The sequence below is a fragment of the Virgibacillus litoralis genome (genome assembly GCF_017873675.1).
GTDB lineage: Bacteria > Bacillota > Bacilli > Bacillales > Amphibacillaceae > Lentibacillus > Lentibacillus litoralis.
Genome location: NZ_JAGGKK010000015.1, coordinates 81,104 through 100,342 on the forward strand (window position 1 = coordinate 81,104; position 19,239 = coordinate 100,342).

The window sequence follows — 19,239 nt, forward strand, 5'->3', positions numbered from 1 at the left end:
CGGAAAGCGTAGTGTATTTCCGAAGCGATATATTATGTTGCAGTTTGATAAGCGAAGATATGATTAGATGGCGCTTAGAGGAAAATCCATTATATTTCCTATGCGGCGGCATTCAATAATAAAATCAGTTTAATAAAAAAAGGAGTGTAAACCTTGGGAATTTCTTAACTGGCGAAACGGTTTACAATGCATGGAAGCGGCTCGAGCCTTTTGTCCATCGCACACCGTTACTAACCTCGTCTACCACCAATCAAATGGTCGGGAAAAACGTATATTTTAAAATGGAAAATCAGCAGAAAACTGGTGCGTTCAAATTTAGAGGAGCAACCTTTAAACTAATGCAGCTTCCAAAAGAACAGTTACAAAATGGTGTGGTTACTGCATCAGCAGGAAACCATGCACAAGGTGTAGCTTATGCAGGAGCTAAATTGGGAGTGAAGACGACGATATTTATGGCAGAAGGAACGCCGCTTGCAAAAATCAATGCCACAAAGGCATATGGAGCAGAGGTTGTTCTTATTGGTGAATCATTCCAAGAGGCATTTGAGGCTTCATTAGAAAGGAAAGCAGAAACTGGAGCAGCGTATATACATCCATTTGATGATTATGACGTTATGGCAGGGCAAGGGACTATTGCGATGGAAATGCTGCGTCAGGAAGACAGGATTGACACGATTTTGGTACCAATTGGTGGTGGCGGATTAATCAGCGGTATCGCAACAGCTGCAAAACATATCAATCGAAATATTAGAGTGATCGGTGTCCAGGCAAGTGGAGCTGCTGCCATGCATAAAAGTTTTCATCATAATGTGAATGAAAAACTTACATCTGTTAAAACAATAGCAGAGGGTATTGCAGTGAAACAGCCAGGGAAAAATACATTACCGGTTATCCGAAAATATGTCGATGATATTGTAACAGTGTGTGATGAGGAAATTGCCTCAGCAATTGTTTATATGCTTGAACGTAATAAAACGTTAATGGAAGGGGCAGGTGCTGCGTCACTTGCAGCACTGTTTAAATATCATGACAGAATTCGCTCCAGAAATTGTGGAGTGATTGTTAGTGGCGGTAACTTGGATATTGGGATGCTTCCGATGATTCAAAAGCTAGCGGGAGAACAAAGGATATTTGCATCGTAAATTTATTGTGTGCTCCCTTTACAATCCCGGGAAACATCGTTACGATAAAACTTAATCTGGGATTGGGGGAGTGGTTCGTGTGAGAAAATTTGAGCAATCAGATATGCTGAAGCGTTTGCCTGAACAGTTTTTTGCGAAGCTGGTTAAGAAGACGCAATCTATGAAAGAAAAGGGTCATGATGTTATAGTTCTTGGACAGGGAAACCCTGATTTACCTACTCCTGAACATATAGTGAAGGCACTGCAGGATGCTGCAGAAAAACCAAGAAATCATAAATACACACCTTTTCAAGGATTCCAGTATTTAAAAGACTCCGTAGCCGACTTTTACCAAAGGGAGTATGGCGTAACGATAGATTCTAAAACAGAAGTAGCTATTTTGTTTGGGGCAAAAACAGGGCTTGTTGAATTGAGTCAGTGTCTGTTGAATCCAGGTGACCTGGCGTTGCTGCCTGACCCGGGATATCCGGATTATATGTCAGGGACTGCAATGGCTGATGCTGAAACAGCGTTTATGCCACTGCTTAGGGAGAATGGTTTTTTGCCTGATTACAGTGAGATTAGTGAGGATAAACTTGAACGAGCGAAGCTGATGTTTTTAAACTACCCGAACAATCCAACTGCAGCAACTGCAACTAAAGAATTTTTTGATGAAACGATTGATCTTGCGAATGAGCATGATTTTTGTGTTGTGCATGATTTTGCCTATGCGACAATTGGATTTGAAGAGGAAAAACCAGTTAGTTTTCTGCAATCGGCTGGTGCAAAAGATGTTGGGGTCGAAATCTATACGTTATCAAAAGCCTATAGTATGGCTGGATGGCGCGTTGCTTTTGCTGTAGGGAATCCGTCTGTTATTGAGAGCATCAATCTTGTGCAGGATCACATGTATGTCAGTTTGTTTGGCGCTGTACAAGAAGCTGCAGCAGAAGCGTTGACTGGTGATCAGACCGCAGCACAATACTTGGTTGATACATATGCAAATCGCCGGGAGCGCTTCATTGCTGCATTGGATAGGATTGGCTGGGAAGCGGACGCTCCAAAAGGTACTTTCTTTGCCTGGCTGCCTGTTCCAACTGGCAATACTTCAGAAGAATTCGCTGATTTATTGCTGGAAAAAGCACATGTGGTTGTTGCTCCAGGAAATGGTTTTGGGTCAAAGGGAGAAGGCTACGTACGTGTTGGTCTGCTTGATTCAGAGGCACGATTGGAGGAAGCGGTAGAGCGTATTGGTAGATTAGGGATATTTAATAAGTAAGATAGAAAGCAGCCGCGATTATATTACGGCTGCTTTTGTTATGGTAGATATTTGTGTGTCCGACAAAGTTTGACAAAAACCGGGAAGTGACAGGCACCTTCTCCCCACCTATTTCCATGTTTCACTCAGTACCCGTACCCAGTTTTCATGAGTGATTTTTCGTAATTCATTGTCATTAAATCCATGAGCTTTTAGTCGTTCAACAAGTTTTGGTAAACCAGTAACATCTTTGAGCTCATCTGGAACGGTTGTGCCATCAAAGTCAGATCCGAATGCGACATGGTCTATACCGAACTTTTCAGCTATATAGCTGACATGGCGAACAATTAAGTCAAGCGAAATATCTGTATCAGTTCCACCATCTTCACGAAGCATGTTCACCGCATAATTGATACCAACTACACCATTTGATTTTGCAACAGCTTCTAACTGCTTGTCTGTCAGATTACGTGATATTGGACAAAGTGCATGTACATTAGAATGTGTTGCTACGATAGGTGCACCTGAAATTTGTGCAACATCCCAAAATCCCTTTTCGTTCAAATGTGTCGTGTCGACCATGATGCCAAGCTTATTACATTCACGGACAAGCGCTTTGCCTTCATCAGTAAGTCCAGACCCAATATCAGGGGAAGATGGGTAGCGGAAAGGTACACCTTCACCATAGACGTTTGGTCTGCTCCATACGATTCCTAGTGAACGCAGTCCAGCTTTATATAAAACGTGCAGTGTATCAAAATTTGTATCAATGGCTGCAGCGCCTTCTATATGAAGTACAGCAGCCATGACGTCGTTTTTAAGACAATGTGCCAGTTCAGTTGCATTGCGAACTACCTTAAATTTTCCATCCGATTCGTTCTCGAGTCGAAACAAGCCAGCAGCAAACGTATTTGTGTTGGACAATGCTTTTTTATGTTTAATTGGTGGTGGAAGTGGTATATCGTATCCATCTGAAGTTACATGGTCTTCAGGATTAACTTCATAGCCGTCATTAGGTGTCCATACTGCAAAAAAACCACCACCGAAATTGCCTTTTTTAGCTCGGGGAAAATCAATATGTCCAATGTTGCTCTCTTTGAAAAATGATCGTTCTTTCGCTTCTTCAGGTAAATGAAGACTCAAAAGTGTATCGTTATGCCCATCGAAAATTGGGAAGTTGCTCATTATGTGGGAACCTCCTAGTGTGATATTTTTCTAAATTAGTATACCATTATACTTACATTAAAATATACCAAACCCGCAACAATGTGACTGATTTATTTTCGGTGCATAGCACTAACCAAATTTTGTCAATATGTATCAATGGGTTCTTTGTTGGTGCACATTAGCAATGTAATAATATTGTAATATTGTAAAACTTTCCTTATACCACAGACATTGCAAGCGAATCCAATTAGTTTTTTTAATAAAAGATATTAAAAATTTAGAAAAAGCTGTTGACCAACTGCATAAAACGTTATATGATTATCGGCAATATCAAATATTCAAAAAATGAAATACACATCTAATAAAAGAATAAAATTAACTCATTGACGAGAACGAAGGAACATGTAATTTGTATTCGCAGAGATCCGGGGTTGCTGGAAGCCTGGAAGTACAACGTGTTCTGCTACCATCTCCGAGTGCTAAGTTGAACGGGTTATCCTATTAGACTTGGTCAGGTGCAATTATAATTATTGCACCTGTTATCAAAACGGGCTGTTAGGCAGCTTCACAAGGTAGTAGTCGCGAGATTGCTATAAACCTGGGTGGAACCGTGAAAAGTAGACTCTTTTCTCCCCATTAATTCTGAATTTATGCAGGATTATGGGAAGATAAGGGTCTTTTTTTAATTTGTCCTGGGAGGATCCAGTGCAACTGTGGAAAGGTCAAATTGAAAAAGGTACATTAATTTAGGGAGGGTCGAGATGACAGTTTTAGTTCAGAAATTCGGAGGTACCTCATTACAATCACAAGAGAGCATTTCTAAAGTGGTTTCGCACGTTAAAAATGCAGTTGAAAGACAGTATAAACTGGTGGTGGTTGTGTCAGCATTGGGGCGAAGACCAGACCCTTATGCTACAGATACGTTGCTTAGTCTTGTTGACGGATCAGTACCTTTTCAAAACGAACGTGAAATGGATTTGTTGATGTCGTGCGGAGAAACAATTGCTAGTATTGTTTTATCAAATGAACTGCAAAAAAATCATATTAATTCTACTGCACTCACTGGTGGTCAGGCTGGAATCACGACAACAGCAGAATTTACACAGGCACAGATTAAGAGTGTGGATACGACCCGCCTGGAAAAAGAACTAAATAACTTCGATGTGGTAGTTGTTGCGGGTTTTCAGGGGCAAACAACTAGTGGAGAGATTACGACGATTGGCCGAGGTGGAAGTGACACGACTGCCGCCGCTTTAGGAGTTGCCCTAAACGCGGAAAAAATTGAAATCTTTACGGATGTTAACGGGATTATGACTGCAGATCCGAGATTAGTCAAATCGGCAAGGCAGTTAAAACGTGCGACCTACTCGGATAGCTGTAACTTGGCAAATCAGGGCGCAAAAGTTATTCATCCAAGTGCAGTTGAAATTTCCAGAGAGGCGAGTGTACCACTACATGTACGTTCTACTTATGAGACAAAAAATGGAACGCTGATCACAGATTTTGGTCCTGATCAATCAATTACTGGTATTGCTCATATGTCGGCGTTAACCCATTTTAAGATTGAAAAGAAAGAGCATCGCGATCAAATTTTTAAGAAGTTATCAGATACAGGGATTCAAGTTGACTTTTCAGCTATATCCTCAACCGGATTCCTTTTCACTATTCCAAAGGCTAATACACAAACAGCAATAGGTCTCATTAAGGACCTGGATTGCAAACCGCCACAGGTAATCGAAAATTGTGCAAAGGTGTCTGTAGTTGGGAATGATCTTTTAAGCGGTCCAATTGCTTCTAAAATTGCAGATGAACTGAACGAAAAAGATATTCAAATCTTGCAATCAGCTGACAGTCATACAACTATCGGTGTGTTAATACACGAGATGGATCTAGTCAAGGCAGTGAATTTGCTGCATGATACATTTCAATTAAGTCAACCGTTAGAATCAGGTGTAACAAAATAAAAACGAGGTGAGCGTATGGAAAAAAATATATCAGTAGGACTATTAGGATTAGGAACAGTTGGCTCCGGTGTGGTGCAAATTGTTGAAGGACATCAGGAAGAACTTGCCCATAAACTGGGGTGCGGGGTCACCATCAAAAGTATTTTGGTTTGTGATATAGAGAAGGATCGTAATGTTCAAGTGAACCCTGTAACTCTCACGACAAACCCAGAAGCAGTCTTGGCTGACCCTGAAATTGACATCATCATTGAAGTCATGGGTGGTATTGATGAAGCGCGTGAACATATTTTAAGAGCATTTGAAGCCAAAAAGCATGTAGTAACTGCAAATAAAGATTTAATGGCATTACATGGTCCAGAGCTGCAATATGCGGCAAAACAAAACGGATGTGACTTGTTCTATGAAGCCAGTGTAGCAGGGGGGATCCCTATTATAGGCGGTATAGTTGATGGACTCGCATCAGACCGAATTGAAAAAGTGATGGGAATTGTAAATGGGACTACAAATTATATTCTAACGAAAATGGATGATGAAGGAGTAGCCTATGAAGATGCATTAAATGAAGCTCAGGAGCTAGGCTTTGCTGAGGCTGATCCTACAGGGGATGTAGGTGGACTTGACGCCGCCAGAAAAATGGCGATCCTTGCCAGACTTGCTTTTTCAACATCCGTAGATCTAGCGGATGTAGAGGTTGATGGGATAGAGGGTCTGGCTTTAGAGGACCTCCAGTTTGGGAGGCAGCTTGGCCTTAAAATGAAGCTGATTGGCTTTGCAGATTTTCAGGATAAGCAGGTTGAAGTAAGTGTACAGCCAACATTTTTGCCTGAAAACCATCCACTGGCAGCAGTGAAAGATGAGTACAATGCAGTTTATGTTAACGGAAAAGCTGTTGGCGAGACTATGTTTTACGGTCCGGGAGCAGGAAGTTTACCGACCGCTACAGCTGTAATGTCTGATGTTACTGCAGTCATTAAAAATATGCTGCTTGGTGTAACTGGACAACAGGTTGTTACACCTCGTTATGACAAGGTGCTAAAATCACCTGAACAGCGCTTTGGACAGTATTATTTCAGAATACATGTGCAGGATCGGAGCGGAACATTTACGGAAATTTCATCCTTGTTTAATGAATTAGATATAAGTTTTGAACGGATTTTGCAGGACCCGATCAAAAATGATAAGGAGAACGGTCTTGCTGAGGTTATCGTAGTTACACATCAAACAACTTTGAAAAAAATCAATCAAGCGCTGGAAAAATTAGCGAAGGTCGATGTTGTCGAGGAAGTGAAAAGCTATTTTCGTATTGAAGGAGGCTATGACCAATGAGCTGGCAAGGAATAATTGAACATTACCAAAGCAATTTACCTGTTACCAAAAAAACACCCGCCTTGACACTTCATGAAGGCAATACACCCTTAATACATTTTCCACACCTATCAGAATTATTGGGTGTGGAACTGTATGGAAAGGTTGAGGGAGCAAATCCTACTGGCTCGTTTAAAGACCGCGGCATGGTGATGGCTGTTGCAAAGGCAGTTGAAGAAGGAAGTAAATCCGTTATTTGTGCTTCAACCGGTAATACATCAGCTTCAGCAGCAGCATATGCTGCAAGAGCAGGTCTGCGCGCAATTATCGTGATTCCTAAGGGAAAAGTAGCACTTGGAAAACTTGCACAGGCCAAAATGTATGGTGCTGAGATTGTTGAAATCGACGGCAACTTTGATGATGCGTTAAAAATGGTGCGTAAACTAAGTGAAAATGCACCGGTTACACTTGTGAATTCGGTGAACCCCTATCGTCTTGAAGGACAAAAGACAGCTGCATTTGAGGTTTGTGAACAGCTTGGCGAGGCACCTGATATCCTTGCTATTCCTGTTGGAAACGCCGGGAATATTAGTGCCTATTGGAAAGGATTTAAAGAATATAACGGAGAAAAGCAAACAGGTCTTCCGAGAATGTTTGGATTTGAAGCTGAGGGAGCCGCAGCTATTGTGAAAAATAAAATCATCCCTAATCCAGAGACAATTGCAACAGCAATTCGTATTGGCAATCCGGCAAGCTGGGACATGGCGATAGTTGCAAGAGATGAATCTGATGGAAAAATTGGTATGGTAACAGACGATGAAATAAAAAAAGCCTTTCAACTCCTGGCAAAAAAGGAAGGGATTTTTGCAGAGCCTGGATCCTGTGCATCGATTGCGGGAGTTATTCAGCAGTGTAAGGAAGGGGCTATTAAACAAGGCAGCAAGGTTGCAGCTGTGCTAACTGGTAACGGTCTGAAGGACCCACAAACAGCGATTGAACAGGTAACAGTCGATCCGGTGTCACTTCCAAATGATGAAGAAAAGGTTACGGCTTATATCACAGATATGGTGACAGAACTTGAAACAGTTTAAGATCTCTATCCCAGCAAGTTCAGCAAATATTGGACCAGGATTCGATTCAGCAGGTCTTGCATTAAACCGTTTTTTAACATTGGACGTAACAGAACAGGAGGAATGGGAGTTTGAGCACAAATCCCATTTTCTGCCTTCTTTCACAGACTATGCGGATCACTTCATCTATCAAATTGCCAAGCAAACAGCAGAGCGCCATCAAAAAACATTGCCGGGTTGTAAAGTGACTGTAGCTAGTGAAATTCCGTTAGCACGGGGACTCGGCAGCAGTGCATCTGCAGTACTGGCTGGGATTGAATTAGCAAATCAGCTATGTGATCTGTCACTAACAGGTGAACAAAAGCTGGAATATGGGACCGATATTGAAGGGCATCCGGACAATATCGCAGCTTCCTTATTTGGCGGGGTAGTCGTTACTGCTACAACACAGAATAATCAAGTTGAATATGTCAGGCTATCTGAACTCGATTTAGATGTGGTTGTCTGCATACCTGACAGTGAACTGAAGACTGAAACTGCGCGAAGTGTACTTCCAGCTAACTTTTCCAGAAAAAATGCCACTACTGCAAGTGCAATTACCAATGTAATGATTGCCGCTCTACTGTCTGGCGATTATCATGTTGCCGGTAAGATGATGGAGAATGATCTGTTTCATGAGCCTTATCGGGCAGAACTCATTCCGAACTACGAAAATATAAGGCGAAAAGCAAAAGTCATGGGTGCGTATGGAACAGTGATAAGCGGAGCGGGGCCAACTATGATTTCCTTTGTTCCTAAAGGAAAGGGAGCTTATATTCGGGAACAGATGGAGGAAGGACTAACAGGTTACACGATTGCCGCATTACAAATTGATCAAACAGGCTTACAGGTTAATTGAGTTTGAAAGATATACTTAAAGCCCTTAGATAATAACTAAGGGCTTATGTATTTACTTCTTTATTTCTTTTAAAAATTCATCGGCAAAACGTTGGCAATGCTTGATGTCATCAGGATCGGGTTCAAGCTCAATTTTTAATTTTTCCTCAAAGACCGTAGCATTTTGTTTCTCTGCTTTCGTAGCCATTGTATCAAGTGCGGGACCATATATATCGTAATAGGAATCACATGAGCCAAATACACCCACGAGTTTTCCCGTTAAATCAACTTCATCCATATCATCATGAAATCCTTCTACTTCAAATGGGATATCGTCATCCCATGAATAAGAGCCAATCAATATTCCATCAAAGTTCTCCAATTTCTTTGCATCAATTGGATCGAAGTCAAACGTTTTGACGACAACATCATGATCATCTTTAATATGTTCTACGATACTTTCTGCCATTATTTCTGTGCTGCCAGTCAAGCTTGCATATATAACTAAAATCCTAGCCATTAGAGGTCATCTCCTTTTTATCTGTTTCTAACTGTATTATACGTCCTAATGAGAATTATTTTCAATTAATTCATTCCAGTGATTTATAATAGTCGGTTACAAAGCTATGTTTGATTTCTCCATTTTTTACCTCAAAAACTTCCTGGTTTATCATTACTTTATCCTCAAATGAAACGATAAAGTCCACTTTCCCATCTTCATACAGATAAATCATACTTGCTGTCATAGGTAAATAAGCTGGTTCATTCCCTCTGATTTTTTTATAATTAAACCGGTCGATGAAATGGATAAATTCCTGGATCTTGTCTTCTTCAGTTGTACTATTATAGCTGCTATCAGATGGCGGAGATAACGAAATTTTAGTAATAGATTTGGGGTTCACCTTTAATGTTTCAAAAAGGTGTTGCGTGCTCCCTTCAAATTGCATGGCAAAAGTAGTTAATAGGGTCATTACAATTATGATGATAAATGCAGTTATCTTCATACTGTCCACTTCCCGCTATATTTTTATTACTTAATTAATTATAATGCAGTATACGAACTTATTAATTGTCGCAGGTCAAATTTAGATTAGAAAACTTGGCATTCGTCAATCTATTAGGCGTATTTCTTAGTTACGCCTATGCAGTAAGAAAGAATTTATACTGCTAAAAAAATATAGCCGGGTTAGTATGCCCGGCTAGTTCTGATGTTGTTTTAAATTATTATTCACCTAGCGTAACCACGCGGCCCCATAAGTCCTTTGTTCCCCATGTGCCACGGCGTAATGTTTCAAGTTGTACAATCTGGCTGTGGTCAACGAAGACATTAATTTCCGGGCCATAGTTTTTGATATACCATTCAAATACATCCGGGTCGGCAGCCTCAAACATAACTTTCTCAGTACCGAGTTCACGTGCGAATTGAGTTGCGACTTCGGTACGCCATGTGCGAACACTTTCTGTAATACCTTCTGATTCAATCATCAGCATATAAGCTCCGGCATCTAAGCATCTTTTGCCGACTTCGATAGCCTGTGCTGGATCTGTTATGCCTTCAGCTTCATTTTGTTCAACAGTATTTGTACCACCTGCACCAAATTGTACGCCGATTTCCGGTTTGGCGAGTAAGCCAGCGTTTTGTACCTTTTCAACAAGACGGACAATATCATCGGTTGGCATGGTAATGAAGCCTGTGGAAATTTCGATAATGTCAAAGCCGACACGCTTACATTCACTTATATAGTGATCGATTGCTTCAGGACCTTGTGTTACAACTGTTTCCATAAATCCACCAGTCGATACTTTCACACCATAATCGTGTGCCAAATCGAGCAGTTCACGAAGTTTGTCCTCGGGGTATAATGTGAAAGCCCCGCCAGCAAACTTTAATGAATCAACATAATCACCCATTGTTTCTAAAATATCCTGGAGGTAATTTTTGCCCATAACGGAATAGTATGGTCCGCGAATTTCAGTTATTCCACGTGTACGTGGCTTTTCCTGGCGACTATTCATGCGAATTCCTTGAAATGCTCTTTGATTACTCATAATGATTCATCCTCCCTGATTTTAATTTGACCAAGTAATGCGGTTAGTTCATTAATTTTTACGTTTTCAAGATTTCTTATTGTATTTGCGATTTCGCCTGCCAGTTTATTGTCAATTTTTTGAGTCAGTCCATTATATTTTTCCATTAGTACTTCCCAGCTGGCGGGTTGCGTCTTGAATCCTTGATAGTCACGCTTTTCAATGTCAAAAATACGGCCATCATTCGTTTCGATTTCAATCCTGCACGCCATTTCGTCCGGAAAACGATCACTATACTCTTCGCTTGGCTTAACATGCACTTTTTGCAGAAGTTGCTGGATATCGTCTTGATTTATGCGGTCCGGTTCATATTGTTCGGGCATGACGTTACCATCTAGATATGCAGCGGATAGCATATATGGTAGCGAGTGATCAGCTTCTTCTTTATAGCGAATTATTTTTTTGCTGCCCTCTTCTCCGCCACCGATAATGTTGTAGGCAACATCAAAGGTGGTCAGCCGTATTTCTTTAATATCATGAGCTTTGATATTTTCACGGTCACGCAGTTCGAGAATTCCTTCAATGGATGACTGTGAGTGTATCTCTGCATTGTAGCGCTTTATGATTGTATCGGTCACGCGTTCAAGATCTTCTTTTGCCCAATCTATTTCAAATTGACCTGCAATTGAATCCATCAATCCTTTATTGCCTTCGAAAACCTCGCGTGGACCTGTGATGCCATAGTTTGCGAGCAATGTTGCGTGAACCGCACCCATTGCAGTGTTTGGGTAGGCGAGACCTTTCCAGTTCGAAAGTTCGCCGGTTCTTGTTACACGCAGTGAATTGTAGCCGGTACCTGCAATCGCAATGGCATTTGCAATCTGCTTGCTATTAAGTCCCATAGCTCGCGCGGCTCCAGCTGCTGCGCCATACTCACCCTGAACGGTATGATCAAACCCGTGATTTCTTACTGGTGCGACATCTGACAGACGGCATTGAACCTGGTAGGCAATGGCCAGTGCTGTTAGAAAGTCGCGTCCGTCGGCATCGGCATATTCTGCAGCTGCCAAGACTGGTGCTATATTATCTGATGGATGACCGGTTTCATCCTTAGCTAAATAAGAGTCGTTGAAATCCAGGTAGCGAATTGCAGCCCCGTTATGGAATGTTGCATAATCAGGGGTCGCTTTTCCGCCACCGATTAATGTGACGAGTGGTGCTCCACCCAAATCTTCTGTCATTTTGCGAATCGCCTTAACAGGTTCACCCTCAAGCGCTCCTATCGCACAGCCGATTGAGTCAAGCATGCGTCCTTTTAGAGCTGCTATTGCTTCTTCAGAAAGGTCATCCCATTTAATGTCATGTGTCCAATCTGCAAGCTGTTCAACCATTGTACTTTCTTGCTTTGGCATGTGAGTCACCTCCAAATATTTTGATGGAAATGAATACCCCTGTGGCCACAAGGGGGTATAGTGAAGCAAGAGATGTTTTTCCCTTCCTTCACTTACTATAGTATGCTTCTTGTTGATAAAAATAAATTATTTAAACTTGAAAAAGTGATATCAAATACTTATACCTATTGATAAGTTAAAGTTGTGGGGGGGAGAGAGTGGTTGGCGGTGGTGCCTGTCACTCCCTGTTTTTTGTCAATATATGTCGAAGTGCAAATTTGGGTGATTTTCGAATTTGTAGTAGTAGTTAGCTTGATTTTGCCGGGATGCAACGAGAGAATTGTATTATTTTACGACGCTGTTGGTTGAAATTTTAATTTTAGGGGCAATCCAGCCTATTTTACGATTTTGCTATTTCGAGCTATATCAATTATCTTAAATAAGAAAAGAAAAGTGAGGTGAATTATGGTACGAAAACCACGTCTTTGGGTACCCGAATCCTTTTATCACGTTATTTGTCGTGGTAATCGGCGAGATGCTCTTTTTAAAGATAAAGGTGATTTTAAAGTTTTTCTTCACATGCTCCAGGAAGTCAATAAGCGATCCCCATTTGAGCTTGCTGCATATTGCCTCATGACTAATCATTTTCATCTTCAGTTACGCTCTCAAGAACAGCCTGTCTCCAAAGTTATGTCACTTCTTAACAAGCGTTATGCCGATTATTATAATACGAAGAATGGTATAACGGGTCACGTATTTGAAAAACGTTATTTTGATAAGATTATTTATTCAAACGAGGATATGCTTGAGATTAGCAGGTACATTCATTTAAACCCTCTTAAAGCCGGTATGGTACAAACTGCTGAATCCTACCGATGGAGCAGTTATCGGTACTATTTGTATACGAAAAAGAGTGCTTTGTTGAATAGCGATGTTATTTTAGATAGCTTTTCCGGGTCTGGCACAGAAAAACGGGAAAAGTATAGGATGTACTTAAATGAGGAAATAGAAAAAGGTCAGCATCTGGTATAAGATGCTGACCTTTTTAAATACTTATTGCGTTAGGTTCGACATGATTCGCTAAAATTCGGGGAGTGACAGGCACCTCTTCCGGAAAGGCACGTCTTCCGGCACCACCTCTACCTGCCTTTATATCCTTTTCGGAATATTTCCTGGACGCCGTGCACGGTTACATATGCTTCAGGATCGATAGTCATTATTATTTTTCGGAAGGGGACGATTTCATACCTGTTAATGACAAGGTACAATACTTCGCGATGTGATTTTGTATAGCCGCCTCTTCCTTCAAGTATTGTGATGCCGCGATCCATTTTGTTAGTCACTGCATCAAGTACTTGATCCGGATGACTGGATATAATCATTACGGCTGTCCGTTCATTGGCACCTTCCACAACAACATCAATTACTTTTGCGCCGACATAAACAGAAATCAGTGTGTACATGGCTTTTTCCTGACCAATGATAAGGGAGGATACAACAATAACGGCAATATCGATTACAAGCATTCCCTTGCCAATTGTCCAGCCTAAAAGCTGATTTCCAAGTCGAGCAAGGATAGCCGATCCACCTGACGTACCACCGGATCGGAAAATAAGTCCAAGTCCGAGTCCAACCGATAAACCAGCGAATAAAGCGGCAAGCAATGTATCACCATTTATTTCGTCACCCCAGCCAACTGTAAAGTGTAAAAATAATGAAGAAAAAATAATTGCAATTACTGTATAAACGATTACACGTTTATCAAAGAATTTATAACCGACTGCTACGAGAGATGTGTTGAGAATAAAGTTAACAATCCCAGGGGACCAGTCGAATAGATAAAACGTAACAATTGTAATACCGATTACGCCACCTTCTGATAAACGGTTTGGGATGGCGAAATAATTAACTCCGATTGCAAAAATGAACGAACCAGTGATTATCATGAGTATTTCTTTTACCGTTTTATTCATCTGATTTCTCACCTCCACAGCTATTATACTATCTAAAATTGTCATGATAAAACCTTCTGTGCAAAAACTTTACCTGGTTCCTTGCATATTGGAAGTTTTGACTTTATAGCAAAAGGCTGTTTTCTTCTAAAAGTATGTTGTTTTTGAGACAAAAAAGATAAAGTGCGAAATAGCGAAAATTTTACTTTGCAGCACTCCGGTACCAATGCAACATCTGCTCAAGCTAGCACTTTTGAAGTCTTACTAGCCATTGTTCACTCACCAGAATTATGAGAACCCGAACACAGTTCAGATTGCGTGAAACGAGTCTTCATTAGGGTTATGAGAGCCCAAACGCTGTCCAATTACCGTGAAACGGCCAATCATCAGGGTTATGAGATCCGGTTGAGTTTTTTACACATTACTTCGCATTTCATAATCAATTGCGATGGTTACAGCGCAATAAAATTTACGATAAGGGGCTATCAAAAAGAAGTTGACCGCTTACTAAATATTTGGTAAATTAATAATAATCAAATATCATTAACTGCCAAATCTAATTGACTCTGCTGGATAAGTGGAGCAAATACCTAGATCACGACCAGTTATATAGGTGGGAGTACCTTATTTTCTCCTGTCCATATTTCTGGTTTTTTTATTTATAAGTGTCGATCACAACGAAACAGGGAGGGACCGATGTGGAAAATTTAACTGAGTTAGACAAGCGGCATTTTATTCATCCAACTTCGTCAATCCAGCAACAACAACGGGATGGAGCAAAAGTCATTATGGAAAAAGGGGAGGGAATTTACTTAACGGACACAAATGGAAACGTATACATTGATGCGATGTCGTCTCTTTGGAATGTAAATATTGGACATGGAAGAGAGGAACTAGCCGAAGTGGCTGCACAGCAATTGAAGAAGTTAGCATTTAGTTCTGCATTTTCAACCTTTAGCCATGAACCTGCGATAAAACTAGCTGAGAAGATTGCATCTATTTCCCCCGCAGGTTTAAATGCTGTATTTTTTACGTCCGGTGGTTCGGAGTCAAATGATTCTGCTATTAAGCTAGTTCGCCATTACTGGAAAATACAGGGCAAGCAGGATCGAAGAAAAATTATTGCTCTAAAGCGTGGCTATCATGGAGTTGCTGCTGCATCTACTAGTGTGACAGGAATACCAGAATTTTGGGGCATGGCCGGACATATGATGACTGATTTTACCCATGCGGAAACACCATACGGGGGCAATACGGAAAAGGCAATAGCTTCTCTTCGTCAAGTGATTGAAGAGGAAGGGCCAGAGAATATAGCGGCAATTTTGGCAGAACCTGTTCAAGGTGCAGGAGGTGTGCTGATTCCTCCTGCAGATTATTTTAAAGAAGTTCGCAAATTATGCGATGAATATGAAATTTTGTTTATTGCTGATGAAATAATAACCGGGTTTGGCCGGACTGGAAAAATGTTTGGAATGGAAAATTGGGGAGTTACACCTGATATGATGACGTTCGCAAAAGGAGTTACCAGTGGTTACATTCCGCTGGGTGGTGTTGTTGTTTCGGATCATATCCACAATGTGCTAAAGGAAAAGTCAAAAGGCACCTTGTTTCATGGGTTTACATATAGTGGGCACCCGACTGCAGCAGCTTTAGCTTTAAAAAACATCGAGATTATTGAACAAGAAAACCTGATTGAAAATTCCCGGGAAATGGGAGAGAAACTGTTAGAAGGATTTCAAAAAATAAAGGAGAACCTTGAAATTGTTGGCGATGTACGAACAATCGGACTTCTTGGTGCAGTTGAACTTGTTCAGAATCCAGCAACAAATAAGCGATTCGCACCAGATCTGAATGTTGCTCCAAGAGTTATTGAAGCGTTGCATGAAAGAGGTGTTATATGCCGTCCTGTCACTTTTGGAGGTACAGATATTATCTGCTTTGCACCACCAATTGTTATAGATAACAAGCAGGTAAATACATTGGTCGAAAAACTCTACGATTCTGTATTGTCAGTCCAAAAACAGATTGGAGTACCATCTTAACAATGAAATAAATTTCCCTGTAAAAACATATGAATTATACATGGACTTGCTAAATAATTACCAAAATCGATCGGAGGGAGCAAAATGAAAGAAAGGAAATTATTAAGAATTTTAGGTAATAAGGATGTCATTGCACTGGCTTTTGGTGCGATGATTGGATGGGGATGGGTAGTAACAACAGGTTTATGGATAACCGAAGCTGGATCATTGGGAGCTATTCTTGCATTCACAATTGGTGGATTACTTGTTGTGGTTGTTGGTTTAACTTACGCGGAATTATCTTCAGCACTTCCTCTTGCTGGGGGTGAACATGTATATACCTACAAGGCTATGGGAAGAACAGCATCGTTTATAGCAACATGGGCAATAATTCTTGGCTATGTATCGGTTGTAGCATTTGAGGCAGTTGCGCTTCCTACTGTTTTTGAATATTTAATTCCAGATTATAGCCAAGGTTATTTATATACGATAGCTGGTTGGGATGTCACGGCAACATGGGCAGGTGTTGGTATACTAGGATCAGTTCTCGTTGCGTGGATAAATTATCGTGGAATCAAACTTACGACCGCGATAACGTTTATCCTCACGTTACTGATTCTGATAGCAGGATTAATGCTGATTACTGGTAGTACTGCCGGAGGAAACGCTCAGAATATGCAGCCATTCTTTGAAAAGGGAATTGCTGGGTTGCTTACTGTTATCATCATGACTCCTTTTATGTTTGTCGGATTTGATGTTATCCCACAGGCTGCCGAAGAGATAAATCTTCCACAGAAGAAAATCGGGCAGTTATTAATTGGTTCGGTTATTCTTGCAGTTGTATGGTATGTTGCTGTGATTTTTGGTGTTTCGCGTGTGCTGAGCCCGGCTGAAATAGGTGAGTCAAATCTGGTGACGGCTGATGCGATGGCAAAAGCATTTGGTGATAGTCAGATGATGGGTAATCTACTAGTCCTCGGGGGTATTGGGGGTATTTTAACCAGTTGGATTGGTTTCTATGTTGGTGGCAGTCGTGCAATCTATGCGCTTGCAAGAGCAGGGATGCTTCCAAAGTCGCTAGGAGAACTGCATCCTAAATATAATACGCCGCATCGAGCAATATTGCTGATTGGTGTTTTCTCTACTATTGCACCATTGTTAGGTCGTCCTGCCCTTGTATGGTTAGTTGATGCGGGTGGACTTGGTTTGGTTGTTGCATGGTTAATGGTAGCTATTTCGTTTATTATCTTACGTAAAAAAGCGCCGGACATGAAGCGTCCATTTAGATTGCGTGGGGGCACTACAATTGGTTGGATTGCAGTAGTCATGTCAGGAGGTATAACCATCCTTTACATGCCGGGGATGCCTTCTGCACTTATTTGGCCGTACGAATGGGTGATTGTAGGGGCTTGGGTAATTCTAGGTATTATACTGTATAAGTTTTCAATTGTTAAGTACGGAAAAGCATACTCAGATGAACATATGAAAAAGGAGATTGATAGAGTTGCTTAGGTAGTGATTATAATCTGAAAACGGAACAACCTATTATATTTAGGTTGTTCCGTTTTTTAATGGGAAACTGACCCGTTCGACAAGATTCGCTTAAAACCGGGAAGAGACAGGCACTTAAAAATATATTGACTTTTGGAATTGTACTGAATTATAATAGTATTAAGACAATGTCGACAATCGACAAAATGAAAATGTTGTTCCGTTTTAAATCATTTATGCATTTAATGTATAAAGACTGTCATCGCGCCACATACACTACACAACATAACTTACTTCTTTCAACAATGCTATCCACAAATATCAAATTTATTTCTGTAATAAATATGCGCTTCTGTGTATATAGTTAGTAAAATTGAGCACGAGGGGAAGGGATGATTTGTGTTAACATTTCCTATTTCTGAGTTTAAAGAGAGATTAGTTAGTACAAAGCAGCGGATGGCTGATGCTGGGGTTGATATTCTGTTAGTAACGGATCCGGCCAATATGAATTATCTGACTGGATATGATGCTTGGTCCTTTTACGTTCACCAATTACTGGTCGTAATGATTGATGAGGAACAGCCGATATGGGTTGGGCGTGGGCAAGACGCTAGTGCTGCACTGCATACTACATGGCTGGATATAGACCATATAACACCGTATGCAGATCATTATGTTCAATCGACTATTTTGCATCCAATGGACTTTGTGTGTGACTTACTAAAAGAAAAAAACCGAGCGAGGCAAACAATCGCCGTTGAACTTGATGCATATTATTTTACAGCTAAATGTTATATGCGATTAACACAAGGATTGCCAAATGCGACGTTTAAAGATGGTACAAATATGGTTAATTGGGTACGCATCATAAAATCGGATCGGGAGATTGCCTATATGAAGCAGGCTGCCAGAATTTCCGAAAAAGCAATGCAAGTTGCCTTTGATACGATTAATGAAGGGGTCCGCGAATGTGATGTTGTCGCTGAAATATCTCATGCGCAGATTACCGGGACTGAAGATTTTGGTGGTGATTATCCTTCAATTGTTCCATTATTACCAACAGGAGAAAAGACATCTGCATGTCACTTGACTTGGACAGACGATAGATTTAAGCATGGTGATCCAGTTATTATTGAATTGGCTGGCTGCTATAAACGATATCACGCACCGTTAGCAAGAACTGCAGTAATTGGTATGCCATCGGAAGAAATGCAATATGTATCAGATGTTGTACTTGAAGGAATAGGCGAGGCATTAAATGCAGTCAAACCAGGTATTACATGTGAAGAGCTTGAGATGGTTTGGCGGAAAGTTATCGAAAAAAGCGGTATTAAAAAAGAGTCTCGGATGGGATATTCCATGGGGCTCAACTACCCTCCAGATTGGGGTGAACATACGGCAAGTCTTAGACCTGGGGACCGTACGGTGTTAAAACCGAATATGACATTTCATTTAATCCCTGGCATTTGGATGGACAATATGGGTGTCGAAATTAGTGAATCATTTCAGGTTACGGAAAAAGGATGCGAAATTTTGGCTAATTTTCCACGTGAATTGATGGTTAAACCGAATATACGGCTTGCTTAATCAAATGT

Annotated in this window: 15 protein-coding genes and 1 pseudogene; 10 read left to right on the forward strand and 6 right to left on the reverse strand. The window is 40.8% G+C overall.

The window, feature by feature from the left end; genetic code table 11:
* Positions 1-152: 152 nt before the first annotated feature.
* Together ilvA and J2Z82_RS13560 are read left to right on the forward strand one after the other, a co-directional pair.
* Positions 153-1,142 (forward strand): annotated as a pseudogene (ilvA, locus tag J2Z82_RS13555) (threonine ammonia-lyase); the annotation flags it as partial.
* A 79-nt stretch (positions 1,143-1,221) separates the two neighbouring features.
* A complete protein-coding gene (locus tag J2Z82_RS13560; RefSeq protein WP_209481307.1) occupies positions 1,222-2,400 on the forward strand; it encodes a pyridoxal phosphate-dependent aminotransferase in 1,179 nt (392 codons plus the stop codon).
* 108 nt (positions 2,401-2,508) lie between these two features.
* Here J2Z82_RS13560 and J2Z82_RS13565 read toward each other — a convergent pair whose 3' ends face one another.
* Positions 2,509-3,564: a dipeptidase gene (locus J2Z82_RS13565; protein WP_209481308.1), complete on the reverse strand. Its 1,056-nt coding sequence runs from the start codon at positions 3,562-3,564 to the stop codon at positions 2,509-2,511.
* A gap of 743 nt (positions 3,565-4,307) precedes the next feature.
* Between J2Z82_RS13565 and dapG the strand changes: the two genes are divergently transcribed.
* The 4 genes from dapG to thrB are packed head-to-tail and all read left to right on the forward strand — an operon-like array spanning position 4,308 to position 8,783.
* Positions 4,308-5,510: an aspartate kinase gene (gene dapG / locus J2Z82_RS13570; protein WP_209481309.1), complete on the forward strand. Its 1,203-nt coding sequence runs from the start codon at positions 4,308-4,310 to the stop codon at positions 5,508-5,510.
* A 15-nt stretch (positions 5,511-5,525) separates the two neighbouring features.
* Positions 5,526-6,836, forward strand: coding sequence for a homoserine dehydrogenase (locus tag J2Z82_RS13575; RefSeq protein WP_209481310.1), 1,311 nt, complete (start codon positions 5,526-5,528; stop codon positions 6,834-6,836).
* Positions 6,833-7,906 carry a threonine synthase gene (thrC, locus tag J2Z82_RS13580; protein WP_209481311.1) on the forward strand — a complete coding sequence of 358 codons (1,074 nt, stop codon included), beginning with the start codon at positions 6,833-6,835 and terminating at the stop codon, positions 7,904-7,906. Before J2Z82_RS13575 ends, thrC begins: the two co-directional genes overlap by 4 nt.
* The gene (gene thrB, locus J2Z82_RS13585; RefSeq protein ID WP_209481312.1) at positions 7,893-8,783 is read left to right on the forward strand and encodes a homoserine kinase; all 891 of its coding nucleotides are present in this window, start codon (positions 7,893-7,895) and stop codon (positions 8,781-8,783) included. Before thrC ends, thrB begins: the two co-directional genes overlap by 14 nt.
* Positions 8,784-8,834: 51 nt before the next feature.
* Here the strand turns inward: thrB and J2Z82_RS13590 are convergent, their stop codons facing one another.
* From J2Z82_RS13590 to J2Z82_RS13605, 4 genes are all read right to left on the reverse strand, one after another.
* Positions 8,835-9,281, reverse strand: a complete 447-nt coding sequence (locus J2Z82_RS13590) for a flavodoxin domain-containing protein (protein WP_209481313.1) — start codon at positions 9,279-9,281, stop codon at positions 8,835-8,837.
* 70 nt (positions 9,282-9,351) lie between these two features.
* The gene (locus J2Z82_RS13595; protein WP_209481314.1) at positions 9,352-9,765 is read right to left on the reverse strand and encodes a hypothetical protein; all 414 of its coding nucleotides are present in this window, start codon (positions 9,763-9,765) and stop codon (positions 9,352-9,354) included.
* A 220-nt stretch (positions 9,766-9,985) separates the two neighbouring features.
* Entirely contained in the window at positions 9,986-10,810 is an 825-nt protein-coding gene (locus J2Z82_RS13600; protein ID WP_209481315.1) for a phosphosulfolactate synthase, read from the reverse strand.
* Positions 10,807-12,201, reverse strand: coding sequence for an MmgE/PrpD family protein (locus J2Z82_RS13605; RefSeq protein WP_245251708.1), 1,395 nt, complete (start codon positions 12,199-12,201; stop codon positions 10,807-10,809). Before J2Z82_RS13605 ends, J2Z82_RS13600 begins: the two co-directional genes overlap by 4 nt.
* Positions 12,202-12,645: 444 nt before the next feature.
* Here J2Z82_RS13605 and J2Z82_RS13610 point away from each other — a divergent pair, with 444 nt between their 5' ends.
* Positions 12,646-13,212, forward strand: coding sequence for an REP-associated tyrosine transposase (locus J2Z82_RS13610; RefSeq protein WP_209481316.1), 567 nt, complete (start codon positions 12,646-12,648; stop codon positions 13,210-13,212).
* A gap of 107 nt (positions 13,213-13,319) precedes the next feature.
* On the opposite strand, the gene J2Z82_RS13615 is transcribed toward J2Z82_RS13610, so the two are convergent.
* Positions 13,320-14,153, reverse strand: coding sequence for a YitT family protein (locus J2Z82_RS13615; protein ID WP_209481342.1), 834 nt, complete (start codon positions 14,151-14,153; stop codon positions 13,320-13,322).
* 677 nt (positions 14,154-14,830) lie between these two features.
* Here J2Z82_RS13615 and J2Z82_RS13620 point away from each other — a divergent pair.
* The 3 genes from J2Z82_RS13620 (at position 14,831) to J2Z82_RS13630 (ending at position 19,231) form a co-directional block, all read left to right on the forward strand.
* The gene (locus J2Z82_RS13620; RefSeq protein ID WP_209481317.1) at positions 14,831-16,174 is read left to right on the forward strand and encodes an aminotransferase family protein; all 1,344 of its coding nucleotides are present in this window, start codon (positions 14,831-14,833) and stop codon (positions 16,172-16,174) included.
* 84 nt (positions 16,175-16,258) lie between these two features.
* Complete coding sequence (locus J2Z82_RS13625) at positions 16,259-17,665, forward strand: APC family permease (protein WP_209481318.1); 1,407 nt, start codon at positions 16,259-16,261, stop codon at positions 17,663-17,665.
* 378 nt (positions 17,666-18,043) lie between these two features.
* Positions 18,044-19,231: a M24 family metallopeptidase gene (locus J2Z82_RS13630; protein WP_209481319.1), complete on the forward strand. Its 1,188-nt coding sequence runs from the start codon at positions 18,044-18,046 to the stop codon at positions 19,229-19,231.
* Positions 19,232-19,239: the final 8 nt, after the last annotated feature.